This is a genomic window from Wocania ichthyoenteri Th78 (genome assembly GCF_000789235.1).
Taxonomy (GTDB): Bacteria; Bacteroidota; Bacteroidia; order Flavobacteriales; family Flavobacteriaceae; genus Wocania_A; species Wocania_A ichthyoenteri.
In genome coordinates this window covers 3864099-3879943 of sequence record NZ_KN525716.1, presented here as the reverse complement: position 1 = coordinate 3879943, position 15845 = coordinate 3864099, and the positions used below count along the sequence as shown (strand labels likewise).

The window sequence follows — 15845 nt, the reverse complement described above, 5'->3', positions numbered from 1 at the left end:
ATAAAATCAAGATTTTCAAAAACAAGAAAGTACTAAAAGGTGATACTATGATTTTCAGATTAATAAAACAAAAACCCAACAAGTCCAATAATAACTATAGCAATAGGAATTACCAACATTAAATAAACAAAGGATGCTAATCCAGATTTAAAAAAGCTTAAAAACCAACCCTGTTTGTAAAAACGTTTTATAGCTATTAACAGATAAAAATAGGTTGAGATTACTATTAAAAAATCTAACCAATCTGATATATCCCAAAAATAATTTACAATAAGTATTAAGCTAAATACTGTAAATAAAAATGAAAAGTAATAAAAACTAAAGACTAAATGATGCGAATATGTACCTCGTTTATAAAATAATAATTTTAAAATTAATGCAAAAATTGGTAAAAGAATAAATAAAGATATTGGTATTGTATCTATGGCAGCCTGCATTATTTGCCCGCCATTTCGTTGTTTATAAAACTTTAAACTTTGTTCGTAAAACTTTCTTTTAAGCGATCCTGCGTCATCGCGCATTCCCATAGCCTTAAAAACAGCTTCATTTTGCGCGTTTATAAGTATAAGTGAGTCTACCTTTTTTATGTTAAAATCAAATGTTGTTCCGTAGTTCTTATTTTTACTAGTCTCTTTTTTAATTAATGAGTCTAATACTTTTACTTGTTTTTTGTCTATTCCAACTAGTCCTTTTTCTTTTAAAGGCCTTAAAATACTATCCAGCTTTATGGAGTCTATTGCCTTTTCTGCTTTTACTCGCGTACTATCAGAAATTATTGGTTTTTCTAATGTTTTCTTTAACGCTATATCTATTTCTTCAACCTTATCCCTAACTACAACAACGGTTAATAAAAAGAAAAACATAACCGAAATAAATAAGTAGAGTTGCGCAGGATGTAAATACAACAAGCGTTTTCCTTCAATAAAACGACTAGCTAAATACCCTGGTTTAAATAGTAAAGGAAAAAAGCTTTTAAAAAAGCGTGCATCAAACGAAAAATAGTTGGTTATCGTATTGTAAAATAAAACGCCTATAGTAAGCTCATCTTTTGATTTTTGACCACAATGCGGACAAAACCTAAAGTCTTTTTCAAAATCCTCTTCGCAATTTTTACAAGTTTCATATTGTTTTTCCATTAAAAAGATTGGTTTCTATAAAAGTAAAAAAAAGTAATTACAAATTTTATATTAGTAAAAACCTAACAATTAACCATTTACAATTTTGGCACATTAATTGAAAACTACAAAACAATAGCGTAAGCCGAAAAGCTAAAGAGTAGGCAAAATTAAATCCTATATGATTATGAAAAGATTATTACTATTATTTACAGGCTTGTTAATAGGGTTAACAACAGTATCAGCAACAGAACTAAACCACCAAGATCAAAAAACCAAGTTAAATAAAACAAAACGTTACCGTTACGCACAACCTATTATGTTTGCAGAACGTGGTGTTGAGTTTTTAGTTTTTCCTGACGGAAGCTTCGATTTTAATACAAATTATGAAGATACTTTTTACAACGATTCGTATTATAAAAAAAGAACTTCTAAAAGACATAACATAAACAAAACTTATGGTGCTCCAGGTAAACGTGTTAAGCACACATCGTACAGGCACCGAAGCGGAGGTGTTTCAATTTCGCATGATAGAGATGGCAAAGTAAGACGCATTGGTAATCTGTTTTTAAACTACGATAGATACGGAAAACTTAAACGCGTAGGTTCAATATACATGAGTTACAAACGTAACGGTACATTAACCCAAGTTGGTGGTTTAAACCTGAGTTCGATTAATATTTAGGCATTTTTTATTAGTGAAAAAGATAGATTTTCAGTAAATTAAAGTTCTGATTTTCAATTTATTAATCTAAAAATCTATCTATGATAATCTACTCTAAAATTACTGAAATTTTCTGTCTTGTTGATGAATTTTGTAAAGAATATGACCAAATAGTCGATAAACATCTTTTGGGAAATCCTCCAAAACGTCCATCTGTTATGTCAAATAGCGAGGTGATCACTATTACCATTTTGTTTCAGCTCAGTGGTTTTAGAACCTTTAAGCACTTCTACATTTATTACCTGCAAAAGCATATGCGAGATGATTTTCCAGCTACAGTTTCATACAATAGATTTACAGAACTCATGCAGCAAAATCTCATGCCAATGACTTTGTTTTTAAAGACGTGCTGTTTAGGCGATTCTACTGGTATTTCTTTTGTGGATTCTACGCCTGTTAGAGTTTGTAAACCTAAACGAATCAAGAACAACAAAGTATTCAAAGGCATTGCAACTACCGGGAAATCCACTATGGGATGGTTCCATGGCTTTAAATTGCACATCGTTATAAATGATAAAGGCGAGATTCTAAACTTTACAATAACCCAAGCTAATGTTGATGATAGAACGCCACTAAAAAAGAAGTCTTTTTTAGATAAAATTTATGGTAAATTATACGCAGACAAAGGTTATGTCGGAAAAGATTTAATGCAATTGCTTTTTGCCGATGGATTGCATTTAATTACGCATATCAAAAACAATATGAAAAATTATTTAATGACAATGAGTGATAAAATTTTACTCAGAAAACGTTCTGTTATTGAAACGGTAAATGATGAACTCAAAAATATTTGTCAAATTGAACACTCTAGACATAGAAGCTTTACTAATTTCTTATCAAATATAGTTGCAGGCCTTATCGCATATAGCTTTTTGCCTAAGAAACCTTCTATAAAATATCAGACTGTAAAGTCTAATCAGTTGACTCTTTATTAATCGAACTCAGGTTTTAAGTGTAAGGTATAACCATTGGGGAGAAATTGTAAATACACGCGGACAAGTAAACCGCTTTAGCAACAGTTGTAATATTTGCGGCGTTAGTTTTTGTGAAATAGATCATAACCAAAGAGATAGATACTATGATGATTACGACAATGACTGGTATGATGACATTTACAATAATGATGACAACAACCATTACTATTACAAACATAATGGTAAAGTGAAAAAGCATAAAAAGAAAAAGCACTAATCTTTTTTTGTCCTTAAAACAAAACCCCCTTAACAATAATAGTTAAGGGGATTTTTTATAAATACTTAAAATGCATTATTTTAATATAGCAAGCGGCTCAGTACTTTTCCATTTACCTCTAGTAAAATCTGGAAAGGCTTGTGGTGAACCACCTTGTGCAACTGATTTTTCACTTAAAGGCGCTACAGCACTCCAATGGCAACCTTCGTAAACATTTTGGTCTAATGGTTCGCCATTGCGTAAACATTCCACTATTCTAAAAAGCATCATAAAATCCATGCCGCCGTGACCACCCATTTTTTTGGCTAACTCACCTACGCGTTTGTACAAAGGATGCTCGTATTTTTCATATATTTTTTCCAATTGCTCACCTTGTGCCCAACTGTGATGGTCTTTGGTGATACCTTCTACGCCACCTTCTAAAGCTACTCGTGTTGGAAAACCTGCTAAAGTGCCGGTTGTACCTTGTACCAAATTATGACGCGAATAGGGTCTCGGACTGGTTTCGTCCCATTGAACCATGATTGTTCTGCCTAAAGTGGTTTTTATAATCGATGTATTTAAATCGCCACCTTTATAATCCAGCTTATTCCATTTATGGTCTGCTGGATAATTTTTTTCAGCATACTGTTTTCTACCCAAAGAAGGGGTTGAAAACGATACCAAACTATTAAAATTATCTTCGCCCCTTGCCAGATTCATATATTGAGCTACTGGTCCTAAACCGTGCGTTGGATAAAGGTTTCCGTTTCTTTTAGCATAATGAGGCGTTCTCCAAGAACCTGTGCCTCTTTCTTGTTGATTCATTTGCCCTCTTAATTCGTGTATGTAAGACGCTTCTCCATGTAAAATATCACCAATAACACCCTGTCTACACATGTTTAAATACAAAAGTTCGTCTCTTCCGTAATTCACATTTTCCATCATCATACAATGTTTTTGGGTCTGCTCTGAAGTAAATGCAATATCCCACATTTCTTCTAAAGTTAACGCCAAAGGTACTTCAACAAAAGCATGCGCACCTTTTTTCATAGCTTCAATAGCCATTGGCGCGTGGTTTTTCCAGTTTGTAGCAATAAAAACAGCATCTGGTTTTACTTCATCTAGCATCAATTTCCACTTATCTTCTGCACCATGGTACACAGCAATATTTTTATGACGCGACTCTTTCCCTATTTCTTTACATTTATTGGCAGATCTATTAGCATAATCTTCATACAAATCGCTTATTGCCACTATTTCTGTACCTTCAATGGATGCTAATTGTCTTGCATGTCCACTACCGCGAGCACCAACGCCTATTATTGCAATACGTACTTTATTTAATTTTGGCGCAGCAAATCCGCCCATATATTTACCTTCATGGTCAAAAATTGGGTGGTTAGTTGAATAAGCTGGTAACATACTGCCTAAGCCCAAGGCTACACCAGTAAGTGATGTTTTTTTAATAAAACTTCTTCTGTCTAAATTTTTCATTGATATAATTTATGCGTTTATGATTTTAGCGAAATTGAATTTTGAAAGTTACTTAATTTTAGCTTTTAAGTACAAATACTTTTTTGACATTTGTTAGTATGTTTTTGTGGGGATTGATGGATTAAGGTTCCTATCCTATTATTTATGTTGCGCTTCATTTTCTACTGTTTCAATTATAGATTTTAATTCTTCGGCATCCACATTTTCAATTTAGCATTTGCATTACTACCCACAATGCATTTTATTACTCAGTTGTAAGCTTTAGACTTAGCAAAACTAAAATAGTTGGTTTTTCCTATAAAAACAACTTTATCTGTTCTAACTTAAAAAAAGTTATTAATGATTGTTTGTTGATTTACAATAGTTTAAACCATGCTTTCGCTTTTTGGCACGTTGTTTGTAATTATCTAATAGTAACACAATTAAAACACACAATTATGAAAAATTTTATATTCTTATTAGCAGGTTTAGTTCTAACAGGGTTTACTGCTACCGCAACCACAACCGAAGTAAATAACACAACAACATCTACATTTATTAGAGGTTATGGTAATTCTTTCATTTTTGTAGAAGATGGTATTGAGTTTTCGGTGTTCCGCGATGGGCAATTCGATTTTAATATTTTAAGAGGTAACTCGCGTTTAGGTGTATCTATTGGTTCGCCAAACGTAAACATCAGTTTTAATTCGGGTTACGATTATAACGCTTATGTGCAATACGATGAATATGGCGCTATTATTCAAATTGAAAACACACCTATTTATTATGATTATTACGGACGTGTAAGTCAAGTTGGTAATGTAAATATTAACTATAACAGTTATGGTAACATATCGCGTGTAGGTGGTTTATATGTACATTATAACCGTTACAACCGTTACTCACACTTTTCTGGATTTATAAACATTTATAACAGACATTATGTTTATAGACCTTGGCACAGATATTATAGTATTCCTACATACGATTACTGTGTAGTTTACAACAGACCTTACAGACAATATTATAACCCAATTCGTTATACTTATAGCAGACCGTTTTACAACAATTACAGACCAAGAACTGCTATTGCTACAAGACGCGGACATAAAATTAACAGAAACAGAAGTTATGCAACTGTTAACAGAAGTACGAAAAATAAAACACAAATAAACAGACGTACTAGTTCTAGAAGAGATATGGCGCAAGCAAACACAACAAGACGTAATAGTTCGACTGTAAATAGAAGCGCTAGAGGAAATTCTGAAAACATTAACAGAAGAAATACTTCTAATCATGAAAATGATACTAAAAGAACGAGAGAAAGCGTTACTAGAACTACAAGACCAAATGTAAATAATACGAGAACAGTAACTAGAAATAGAAATACTTCGGTTACTAGAAAACCAAATAACGCTAATACTCGTACATATACTAAAAGAGATAATAAAACTAGAAATACACAGCGTGTAGCCACAAGAAGTACTCAAAACAAGCCTAGAACTGTGCAACGTACAGTAAATAGAACGAGTAAACCGAGAGCGACTCAAAGAACAGTTTCGAGGTCTACACAAAGTAAAGCAAGAGCGACACAAAGTAGAAGTGCTTCTAGTAATAAAAACACAAGATCGACTTCAAGAAGAAGATCATAACAATTTTGGTTGGTTAGTTGGAAAGCCCCGCGATAAGTTTGCCTCAAAGCAAATTCGTGGGGTTTTCTTTTTTAACGAAATTAACGTTTGTCACCTTGAGCGCAGTCGAAAGGTTTTATAATTATATCATTTTATTGGTTTCGACTGCGCTCAGCCTGACAATAAATTGCCACTTTTTGAACAACTAACATAAAAGAACATTGCTTATACAGAAAACTTAATAGTTATTTACGCTTAATAATTCTATCAATAAGCTCCGTAATATTTTCTGAAAACTTAAAGGCATAAATAACGAGTCCGTATAAAATTGTAATAATCGCCGTTTTTAAAATGATATTTATAATGGGATGAAAAGAAAAATCCCAGAAATAAAATAGAACTACCCCTAATGTTATGCATCCTGCTATTTTTAATGTATTCGCACTAAAAGGCAGCATTTTGAATTTTCTATAAACAAAATATAACTTGATAGAGTTGTATAAAAAAATCGCTAAAAAAGTAGCTAAAGCTGCTCCGTTTATTCCGTAAAGCGGTATAAAAACAATGTTTAGAAAAACCATTACAATCACCAGAATTACTCCAAAAAACAACACCATTCTATAATAATCGCTATTAAACAAAATAGCGTTATTACTACCTAAAATGGCATCATATAATTTAGCAACACTAATTATAAAAACTACAAAAAGTCCGCCGTTAAATTCTTCTGGAATGATGTTGTAAAGTTGATTAATGTTAAGCACAATCAACAGAAAGATAAAACCACTAACAATAAACAAGTTTAGCGAGCTTCGTTTGTATAAATCCTTTAAAGAATCAATATCTCTTTCATTCAAATATTTAGCCGATAATGGTAACAAGATTTGATGCATCGAGCGTTGTGGCACCGCAATAACTGCAGCAATAAAAATAGCCACATTGTAATACGCAATTTGCTCAATAGGAATATAATGTCCCAACATCACTTTGTCTATATCTAAAAGAACAGTAGCAATTGAGCCAGCTATAATTATTAAAAACGAATATTTTAAAATAGGACTTAAATTAGTAACTCTCTTAAAGATGATAACTGGGAGTTTGATACTGAATGCGTAAAACTTCATCACTAGCATTCTTAAAACATAAACAGCTACTAACCCTATCATAAATTGTTCAACATCAATCACTTCAAAGTACAGAGAAAACAGTAACATCATAGTGCCCACCCTATGAAATACTTCTTTCATAAAGTTACCAAACACCGTTTGCATATGTACTTTTGTCCACGCAAAAAATACTTCAAAATAAGCAAGAGCAATGGCAACAATAACCGTATGCCATAAATAATTCTTAATCATGGTGTTTTTATTAGATTGAAAATCTCCAATTAGAAAGTCTCCAATAGCATCATAACAGATATAATTAACCAAAACTAGCGGAATTATAATAGCTATTGGCAAAAACAGCATCAATGTTAAAAAGCTATTTAACGACACACGTGTTTTAAAAGATGAGTAAAATTTTACTAAAGTATTATGTACTCCAAAAGCCATTAAAGGCATAATAACATACGCCAAAGACAGCATATACCCCACCATACCGTAGTATTCGTCGCTTAAAAATTCTGTGTATAAAAATAAGGTATTTATTGCACCAATAAAAAAACCCAAATACGTGGATATTATGTTTTTAAATGATTGCGTTGCAACAATACCCATTATATTAATTTAGATAAAAATGCGGTTAACGATTTTCTACTATATCTTTGCAAACCAATGGCATGCGACTGTAATGTGTTGTTTTGATATGCTTTATAATGTGTTAATATAGTTGTTTTTAACGAGTCGTAATCATCATAATAAAAGTAGTTTCCAGTATTGGTTTCTTTTAAGATTTTTTCGACATCCGAACCTTTTGAACCTAATGCTAAAATTGGTCTATTTGAAACCATATACTCAAATAGTTTCCCAGGAATAATGCATTTTGTTTCTTCGGAATCTATTTCAATTAACAACAATGCTTGTGATTTTTTTTGATACTCAATAGATTTATTATGCGGAACATAACCCACATTATTTACATAATCACTTAATTTATATTTTTTAATTGAATAAAGCACATCTTCACTAACAACACCAACAAAATTCAGTTGAAAATCTTTAGCAAAATCTTCATTAGTTTTAATTAAATCACCTAAAACTTGCCATAAAATTTCTGGATTTCTTTTTGATAATAACGACCCAATATGCGCTATTGAAAACTTAGTATCCAATTCAACTTTACCAACAGATTCATAATCATATCCATTTGTAATAACCTCTATTGGTTTTTTTGTAATGTCTTCAAACTCTTTTTTAGTGACAGAACTAGTTACAATAATTTGATCAGCTGCATTTAAAACCTCTTTTTCAAGTGTTTTATGTTTTTGTTGCGTACTTTTAGTTAATTTCAGTTGTTTGTGATATCCAATTGTAGTCCAAGGGTCTCTAAAATCTGCCACCCACTTCACTCCCAACCTTTCTTTTAATTGCAACCCAATAAGATGCAAACTGTGTGGCGGCCCCGTAGTAATAATGGTATTTATGTTATTTTCTGAAATATATTTTGAAAGAAATACTACCGAAGGTTTTACCCAATTTTTGCGAGCATCTGGAATAAAAAAGTTTCCACGAATATAAAGCATAAATTTTTCAATAAAACTCTGTTTACTTTTTTCTGTAATAACACCTTTACTGATAGTTTTAGATGACTTTTTAGAAAATAATCTAGCTAATTTATAAGGTTCTTTTATAGGTTGCTTTATAACGATTAAATCATCTGAAACTTCAGATATTAAACTTTTATCAATTAAAGGATAATTAGGGTTTTCCGGAATATAGATAATAGGCTCTACATTAAATTCCGGCAAATATTTAACAAACTTTAACCAACGTTGTACACCAGGACCACCTGCTGGTGGCCAATAATAAGTTATAATGAGTGCCTTTTTACGCACTTTCGTTTCTTTTTTTCTTAAACTCATAAAACAAACCAGCCAAAAGCAATAATCCGAAAAAGATGGAACTTGCCAATGCGATTTTACTCCCGGTTTTAACAACATCTGGATCAAATCTAAACTCAACAACATGCTTTCCTGCTGGAATTTCCATACCCCGTAATATATAATTTACACGCATATGATTACTTTGTTTTCCATCAATAAGCGTTTTCCATCCATTTCTGTAGTAAACTTCGGAAAACACAGCAAATCCTTCGTTTGAATTGTTTGATTCGTATTTTAAATAATTTGGTTGATAATCTATCAATTTGATTGAAGCCAAAGAATCAACTTCAAACGATTTAAAGCCTCTGCTTTCTTTTAATAAATGTTTAGGTTTGTTAACATAAGTATAAATCGCTTTATTTTTATTATCCAAACTATCCAAACCTTTTATTTCTTCATTTGCTGAATCTACTTTCTCTAAAGATTCAACAAACCAAGCATTACCATTAGCATCTTCGTTGGTGTACGGAACTAAGTTTCCATTATCATCTTGAATAATAATAATATACTTTGTATTTAACATATTAAGCACATTAATGTTATTTTTAGAAATATACCAATCAAAAACCTCTCTGTAACGCTTCAATTCTGCTGCATTATAACCGTTTAAGGAATTGTGATAATATGAAGGTTTAGATGGACCCGAAACCAAATCGAACACTCTAAAGTGCGTGGTGTCTTTTAATATTTCTTTATCAGCTTCATTTTTTTGAAATGGCTGATTAACTTGTAATGCCGATACAAAATTATCATTATTAACATAACGTCTATCTACACCAACTAAATCAAAAAGAATAAGACCCGCAAAAGCAATCATCACCCATTTTTCTTTCAACTTTTCTTTTAAAAAAGCCCAAATTATACCAGCCGAAAGCAGTACCAATATTAGTGTACGAACAGTATCTTGGATGAAAATCGTTTTTCTGTCTTCTTTTATAGCATCAATAAAAGCTTGTCCATAATTTTGTCTGTAAAACCCATCGTTAACACCAGAAAAATCAAATGACGATTTAAATAATAAAAACAACATGGCTATACCTCCAGTAATTATCGCTGTAAACTTTAAGGCTTTTAATTTCTCTTCGTTCTTTTCAAAATCATTAAACAATCTTACCAATCCAAAAATTGCTAAAACAGGAATACACAACTCTAAAACAACCTGTATGGAACTAACAGCTCTAAACTTGTTGTAAAGCGGCACATAATCAATAAAAAAGTCGGTTATAAATGCAAATGGTTGATTCTTTCCATAAGACAATATTAAAGACAATATTGTTCCGCCAACGAGCCACCATTTTAAACGACCTTTTACTAAAAACAAAGCGAAAACAAATAAAAACAAAACAACTGCTCCTATATAAGCTGGTGCTTCAACAATAGGTTGGTCGCCCCAATACATTGGTGCTCGTTTAGATTCCTGCAAAGCTTGACTTGGTGACGCTCCCAACCTCCTAAAAGCTTCAAAAGTAGCAGAATTCTTACCAACATCCTCTCCATTTCCACCACCCATAAAACGCGGAATGTAAAGATTAAACGTTTCTAAAACCCCGTAGCTAAATTGGGTAATATAATCTCTATCTAAACCCGAAGTCACCTCTTTTGGCGAGCCATCGGGGTTAATGGTTAATTCGCTTTTACCACGTGTGCTTTCTTTAACGTATTCTTTTGTGGCTAGAATTCCAGTCGCATTTAAGGCTATCGAAAGAAAAACTGCTGCAAACAAAATACCGACCGACTTAAAATAATGCGGGAATACCTTCTTCTTATAGGCATCAATTAAATAAACGATTCCTAAAACAATAACCAGTAGCATTAAATAGTAAGTCATTTGAAAATGATTTGCTACAATTTCTAAACCCATCGCTACGACAGTAAGCAGAAACCCAACTATATATTTTCGCTGAAACGTGAGTAGAATTCCGCTTAAAACCAGTGGCATATAGGCAATAGCATGGGCTTTACTATTATGACCGACACCCAGAATAATTATTAAATATGTTGAAAACCCAAAAGCAATAGCACCAATAGCAGCGAGTTTAAAATCGACTTTTAAAACGAGTAATAATATATAAAAACCTAATAGATAAAGAAAAAGATAATCGGCTGGTCGTGGTAAAAACCGCAGTGCCAAATCCAATTTTTTAATATAGTTATGTGGATATTTTGCACCTAATTGATAGGTTGGCATACCACTAAACGCACTGTTAGTCCAATAAGTTTCTTCGCCTGTATTTGCGCGAAAATCTTTTTGCTGCTTACTCATACCAATATACTGCACGATATCACTTTGCAAAATTTGTTTTCCTTTTAAAACCGGACTAAAATACGCTAAAGAAAGTACCACAAACCCTAATAAAACTAGTAAATGTGGAAGTATTTTTTTAAATGAAAATTGCATGAAAATGTATTAAAAACAATGATTGTGAAATTAACTATTATTTTCGAGATATACTCAACTAGGAAACAATCAAAATTTATTCTTTTCTGTTTCCAAAGAAACAACAAAGGAAGTTTATTCAACTTCTTCGTAATCTACATAATCGCCAACATCTTTACTTGAAGTTTTAGTGTTTGGCATTTTATCAATAGTTACTTCACCCTCTCGCTTTGGTGCTTCTTGTTGCTGCCTCCCTTGGAATTGCCCACCAAAACGTTGTTCGGCTTTTTTAGCTGCATATTTAATCAAAAAAGGCGCAAAAATCCTTGAAAGCACTTTTATACCATAATATACTAATACAATTATCAGTATAGTCCTTAATAAACCCATTATAGACTTTTATTTTAAAAATTTAAACAAAAATACAATTCTAAACATTTAAAAAACGTTCAAAAATGATAAAAAAAGTATAAAATATCTATATTTGAGCATCGTATAAATAATACTTAGTAAAAGTAATACATAACTATAAATTATAGATACACTCTAAAATATTCATTATGAGCCCAATCAAATCTACCTTAATATTATTACTTAGCTTGATTACCACACAAGTTTATAGTCAATACACAGATGTTATAAACTCAAACAGACCAGGTGTTTCGCGTAGCGCGTTTTCTGTAGGAACAAACGTTGCACAATTTGAAATTGGTCCATACATTATAAAAGAAAAAAGAACACCAGCCACGGCTTTTGAAGTTTCTGGCTTTGGAGTAGATTTTGCAGCACGATACGGTTTGCTTTGGGAAGAATTAGAATTAAATATTGAAGGTACTTATCAAAACGACACTAAAGCATATACCTCAAATTTTGCTGCTGAAGATTCACGTTCAAATTTCAAATTTATAAGCGTTGGTGCAAAATATTTAGTCTATGATCCTTATAAAAATTCTGAAGATGACAAACCTAACCTATACAGTTGGAAAGCAAACCATCGCTTTAAGTGGAAATCGTTAATTCCTGCTGTATCAGTTTATTTAGGAGCAAATTACGATACAAAGCAAAATCCTTATACAGCTCCAGAAATTGAAGGTTTTAGCCCAAAAGTTATGGTAGCCACACAAAATAATTTTGCTGGCGGCTGGGTTATGGTTATTAATTTAATTAAAGATAGAATTGGTACAGACCAATCCGATTTTCAGTATATTTTAACACTAACACATTCTTTCAATCCAAAATGGGTAATATTTGGTGAAACACAAGGCATAAAAAGTGATTTTTATGCAGATAACCTTTTTAGATTTGGAGGCGCTTATTTATGGGGAAAAGACTTTCAGCTAGATACTGCACTTACATTCAACACAAAAGACACACCATCTGTTTTTAGTGTGAATTTTGGAGCATCGTACAGATTAGATTTTCATAAAGATAAAGAAATTGATAATGGAAATTCAGCAGAAGAAGAATTGGAAAGAAAATCGAGGAGAAATAAAGGTGAAAAGAATAAGAAAAAAGATGCTGAAGATTCAAAGAAAAAACAAAAACGAAAAGACACAGATTTTGATAACTAACAAATCAAAATCCATCATTTACATATGATTAAACTTAAAGAAGTAACCACCAAAAAGGGACTGAAGGCATTTGTAAAGTTTCCTTTTAAACTTTACAAGAACTCTAAATATTGGGTTCCTCCTATTATTTCTGAAGAAATAAGATCATTAGACAAAAAAGTGAATCCTGCTTTTAACGATGCAGATGCTCGTTTTTTTTTAGCTTACAAAAACAATGAGATTGTTGGTAGAATTGCCTGTGTTATTAATTGGATTGAAGTAACCAATCAAAACCAAAAAAAAATGCGTTTTGGTTGGTTTGATGTTATTGATGATGTAGATGTTACTAAAGTATTGCTAGAAAAGGTTAATGAAATTGGTAAAGCCAATAATTTAGAATTTATTGAAGGACCTGTTGGGTTTTCTAATTTAGACAAGGTCGGCATATTAACTCATGGGTTTGATCAAATTGGCAGCATGATTACATGGCACAATCACCCATATTATGCAACACATTTTAAAAAACTTGGTTACACAGTCGCTAAAACATATTCAGAGAATAAAATGGAGTTTAAAAATATTCTTCCAGAATACTTCTCTAAAATTCAAGATTTAATAAAACGGCGGTACCACCTAAAAGCTTTAAATTTCACTAAAAATAAGGATATAATGCCTTATACTGATGAAATGTTTGAGGTTTTCTCAAAATCGCATGCTATGCTTTCTTCTTTTGTAGAAATAAATGATGAACAAAAAGCCTATTTTAAAAAGAAATTTATTGGTTTTTTAAATCCTGAATACGTAAAGTTTGTATTAGATAAAGATGATAAGCTTATCGGGTTTGGAATTGTTACACCATCTTATGCTGAAGCTTTACAAAAAATGAAAGGCAAATTATTTCCTTTTGGTATAAGACACTTGTTACACGCTAAAAAGCATGCTAAAACTGTAACCTTCTATTTGATTGGAGTTTTACCAGAATATCAAAACAAAGGCATTACAGCTATTATTTTCAATGAATTTCATAAAACTTTTTCTGAAAAAGGTATAGAGTTATGTATTAGAGGCCCAGAGTTAGATGATAATGAAGCTATCCATAAACTATGGAAAAACTTTAAACCAGTTACTCACAAAAGGCGCTGTACATTTAGAAAAGATATTACATAAAAAAAACCGATTCACATGAATCGGATTTTTTAGTTAAATGTTTTTTTTATAACTATTCACCCATTGCAGCCATTACAGCAGCAGATAAGCGCTTATATGTTCCGTTTTCTAATCGGTCTCTAATCGCATCAAAAGCATCTAAAGTTTCTTCAACATCTTTTAATGTATGTGTTGCAGTAGGAATCATTCTAAGTAAAATTAACCCTTTAGGTATTACAGGGTAAACAACTATAGAACAGAATATTCCGTAATTTTCTCTTAAGTCTCTAACTAAAGCCATAGCTTCAGGAATACTGCCTTTTAAATACACAGGAGTAACACAACTTTGTGTTGTGCCAATATCGAAACCACGTTTTTTTAATCCAGATTGTAAGGCATCAACAATAGTCCAAAGATTTTGTTTTAATTCTGGCATTGTACGCAACATATCTAAACGCTTTAATGCTCCAACAACAAGTTGCATTTGTAGAGATTTAGCAAACATTTGAGAACGAAGATTATATTTTAAATAATCTATAATTTCTTGATCTGCAGCAACAAAAGCACCTGTACTTGCCATAGATTTAGCAAACGTTGCAAAATACACGTCAATATCATCTTGAACACCTTGCTCTTCTCCTGCACCAGCACCAGTAGCTCCTAAGGTACCAAAACCATGTGCATCGTCAACAAAAAGCCTGAAATTAAATTTCTTTTTTAATTCTACTATTTCTTTTAAACGACCTTGTTCTCCTCGCATACCAAACACACCCTCAGAAATAACTAAAATACCGCCTCCTGTTTGTTCAGCCATTTTAGTAGCGCGTTCTAAGTTTTTTTCTAAACTCTCAATATCATTGTGCTTATATGTAAAACGTTTACCATGATGCAAACGTACGCCATCAATAATACAGGCATGTGCATCAACATCATAAACTATAATGTCATCTTTAGAAACTAAAGCATCTATGGTAGACACCATACCTTGATAACCAAAATTTAAAAGATAAGCTGCTTCTTTACTAACAAAAGAAGCTAATTCATTTTGAAGTTTTTCGTGTAAATCTGTATGACCAGACATCATTCTGGCTCCCATAGGGTAAGCAGAACCATAATCAGCAGCTGCTTGAGCATCTACTTTACGAACTTCTGGATGATTAGCTAAACCTAAATAGTCATTAATGCTCCAAGTAATAACATCTTTTCCCTGAAACTTCATGCGGTTAGAAATCTCTCCTTCTAATTTTGGAAACACAAAATAACCTTCAGCTTGAGAAGCCCATTTACCTAATGGACCTTTATCTTTATAAATTTTTTCGAATAAATCTTTCATTTATTATAAATCTTTTTGCTATCAAAAAACAACCATTTCTTCACTTTAAAAGTATATAATGACCATTCTTAACTCTTTAGTTAGATGTTGCAAAATTAAATATTTATATTGTTTGTACATAATTTTTAGGGTTCAATTATTTGCAATACCATTTCTCATTCAAAATAATCATAATAAAATGCTCTTTTTCTCTTTCTTATTCAATAAAAAAGAAACCGTAACTATGACTATGCTTCATTTTTTTTTATTATTATTTAAAACAAAAACAATCATTTTTATT

12 protein-coding genes are annotated in these 15845 nt (G+C 31.9%); 5 read left to right on the top strand and 7 right to left on the bottom strand.

Annotation, left to right across the window (positions count from 1 at the left end; translation table 11 throughout):
* Nucleotides 1-59 precede the first annotated feature (59 nt).
* Nucleotides 60-1136, bottom strand: a complete 1077-nt coding sequence (locus RG22_RS16805; protein WP_034045431.1) for a DUF3667 domain-containing protein — start codon at nt 1134-1136, stop codon at nt 60-62.
* A 166-nt stretch (nt 1137-1302) separates the two neighbouring features.
* Here RG22_RS16805 and RG22_RS16800 point away from each other — a divergent pair, with 166 nt between their 5' ends.
* Nucleotides 1303-1800 (top strand): hypothetical protein, encoded by a 498-nt coding sequence (locus RG22_RS16800; RefSeq protein ID WP_156113418.1) that lies wholly within the window; start codon nt 1303-1305, stop codon nt 1798-1800.
* An 80-nt stretch (nt 1801-1880) separates the two neighbouring features.
* Entirely contained in the window at nt 1881-2774 is an 894-nt protein-coding gene (locus RG22_RS16795; RefSeq protein WP_034041773.1) for an IS982 family transposase, read from the top strand.
* A 331-nt stretch (nt 2775-3105) separates the two neighbouring features.
* Here the strand turns inward: RG22_RS16795 and RG22_RS16790 are convergent, their stop codons facing one another.
* Nucleotides 3106-4506: a Gfo/Idh/MocA family oxidoreductase gene (locus tag RG22_RS16790; RefSeq protein ID WP_034045426.1), complete on the bottom strand. Its 1401-nt coding sequence runs from the start codon at nt 4504-4506 to the stop codon at nt 3106-3108.
* A 437-nt stretch (nt 4507-4943) separates the two neighbouring features.
* Between RG22_RS16790 and RG22_RS16785 the strand changes: the two genes are divergently transcribed.
* Entirely contained in the window at nt 4944-6137 is a 1194-nt protein-coding gene (locus tag RG22_RS16785; protein ID WP_034045424.1) for a hypothetical protein, read from the top strand.
* A gap of 224 nt (nt 6138-6361) precedes the next feature.
* On the opposite strand, the gene RG22_RS16780 is transcribed toward RG22_RS16785, so the two are convergent.
* From RG22_RS16780 to RG22_RS16765, 4 genes are all read right to left on the bottom strand, one after another.
* Nucleotides 6362-7834 carry an MATE family efflux transporter gene (locus tag RG22_RS16780; protein WP_034045421.1) on the bottom strand — a complete coding sequence of 491 codons (1473 nt, stop codon included), beginning with the start codon at nt 7832-7834 and terminating at the stop codon, nt 6362-6364.
* On the bottom strand, nt 7834-9138 hold the full coding sequence (locus tag RG22_RS16775; RefSeq protein ID WP_034045417.1) for a glycosyltransferase: 1305 nt from the start codon (nt 9136-9138) through the stop codon (nt 7834-7836). Before RG22_RS16775 ends, RG22_RS16780 begins: the two co-directional genes overlap by 1 nt.
* The gene (locus RG22_RS16770; RefSeq protein ID WP_034045416.1) at nt 9104-11557 is read right to left on the bottom strand and encodes a YfhO family protein; all 2454 of its coding nucleotides are present in this window, start codon (nt 11555-11557) and stop codon (nt 9104-9106) included. Before RG22_RS16770 ends, RG22_RS16775 begins: the two co-directional genes overlap by 35 nt.
* 114 nt (nt 11558-11671) lie before the next feature.
* The gene (locus RG22_RS16765) at nt 11672-11926 is read right to left on the bottom strand and encodes a DUF4834 family protein (protein WP_034045415.1); all 255 of its coding nucleotides are present in this window, start codon (nt 11924-11926) and stop codon (nt 11672-11674) included.
* A 170-nt stretch (nt 11927-12096) separates the two neighbouring features.
* Here RG22_RS16765 and RG22_RS16760 point away from each other — a divergent pair, with 170 nt between their 5' ends.
* Together RG22_RS16760 and RG22_RS16755 are read left to right on the top strand one after the other, a co-directional pair.
* Complete coding sequence (locus tag RG22_RS16760; protein ID WP_034045413.1) at nt 12097-13107, top strand: transporter; 1011 nt, start codon at nt 12097-12099, stop codon at nt 13105-13107.
* Nucleotides 13108-13131: 24 nt separating this feature from the next.
* Nucleotides 13132-14253, top strand: coding sequence for a GNAT family N-acetyltransferase (locus RG22_RS16755; protein WP_034045411.1), 1122 nt, complete (start codon nt 13132-13134; stop codon nt 14251-14253).
* A 52-nt stretch (nt 14254-14305) separates the two neighbouring features.
* Here RG22_RS16755 and capB read toward each other — a convergent pair whose 3' ends face one another.
* A complete protein-coding gene (gene capB, locus RG22_RS16750) occupies nt 14306-15565 on the bottom strand; it encodes a cysteate-C-fatty acyltransferase (RefSeq protein WP_034045409.1) in 1260 nt (419 codons plus the stop codon).
* Nucleotides 15566-15845 lie beyond the last annotated feature (280 nt).

Coding starts and splice junctions, on each gene's coding strand:
- RG22_RS16790 (WP_034045426.1), bottom strand. CDS start 4,506: ATGAAAAATTTAGACAGAAGAAGTTTTATTAAAAAAACATCACTTACT.
- RG22_RS16795 (WP_034041773.1), top strand. CDS start 1,881: ATGATAATCTACTCTAAAATTACTGAAATTTTCTGTCTTGTTGATGAA.
- RG22_RS16755 (WP_034045411.1), top strand. CDS start 13,132: ATGATTAAACTTAAAGAAGTAACCACCAAAAAGGGACTGAAGGCATTT.
- RG22_RS16770 (WP_034045416.1), bottom strand. CDS start 11,557: ATGCAATTTTCATTTAAAAAAATACTTCCACATTTACTAGTTTTATTA.
- RG22_RS16760 (WP_034045413.1), top strand. CDS start 12,097: ATGAGCCCAATCAAATCTACCTTAATATTATTACTTAGCTTGATTACC.
- RG22_RS16775 (WP_034045417.1), bottom strand. CDS start 9,138: ATGAGTTTAAGAAAAAAAGAAACGAAAGTGCGTAAAAAGGCACTCATT.
- RG22_RS16780 (WP_034045421.1), bottom strand. CDS start 7,834: ATGGGTATTGTTGCAACGCAATCATTTAAAAACATAATATCCACGTAT.
- RG22_RS16785 (WP_034045424.1), top strand. CDS start 4,944: ATGAAAAATTTTATATTCTTATTAGCAGGTTTAGTTCTAACAGGGTTT.
- RG22_RS16765 (WP_034045415.1), bottom strand. CDS start 11,926: ATGGGTTTATTAAGGACTATACTGATAATTGTATTAGTATATTATGGT.
- RG22_RS16805 (WP_034045431.1), bottom strand. CDS start 1,136: ATGGAAAAACAATATGAAACTTGTAAAAATTGCGAAGAGGATTTTGAA.
- capB (WP_034045409.1), bottom strand. CDS start 15,565: ATGAAAGATTTATTCGAAAAAATTTATAAAGATAAAGGTCCATTAGGT.
- RG22_RS16800 (WP_156113418.1), top strand. CDS start 1,303: ATGAAAAGATTATTACTATTATTTACAGGCTTGTTAATAGGGTTAACA.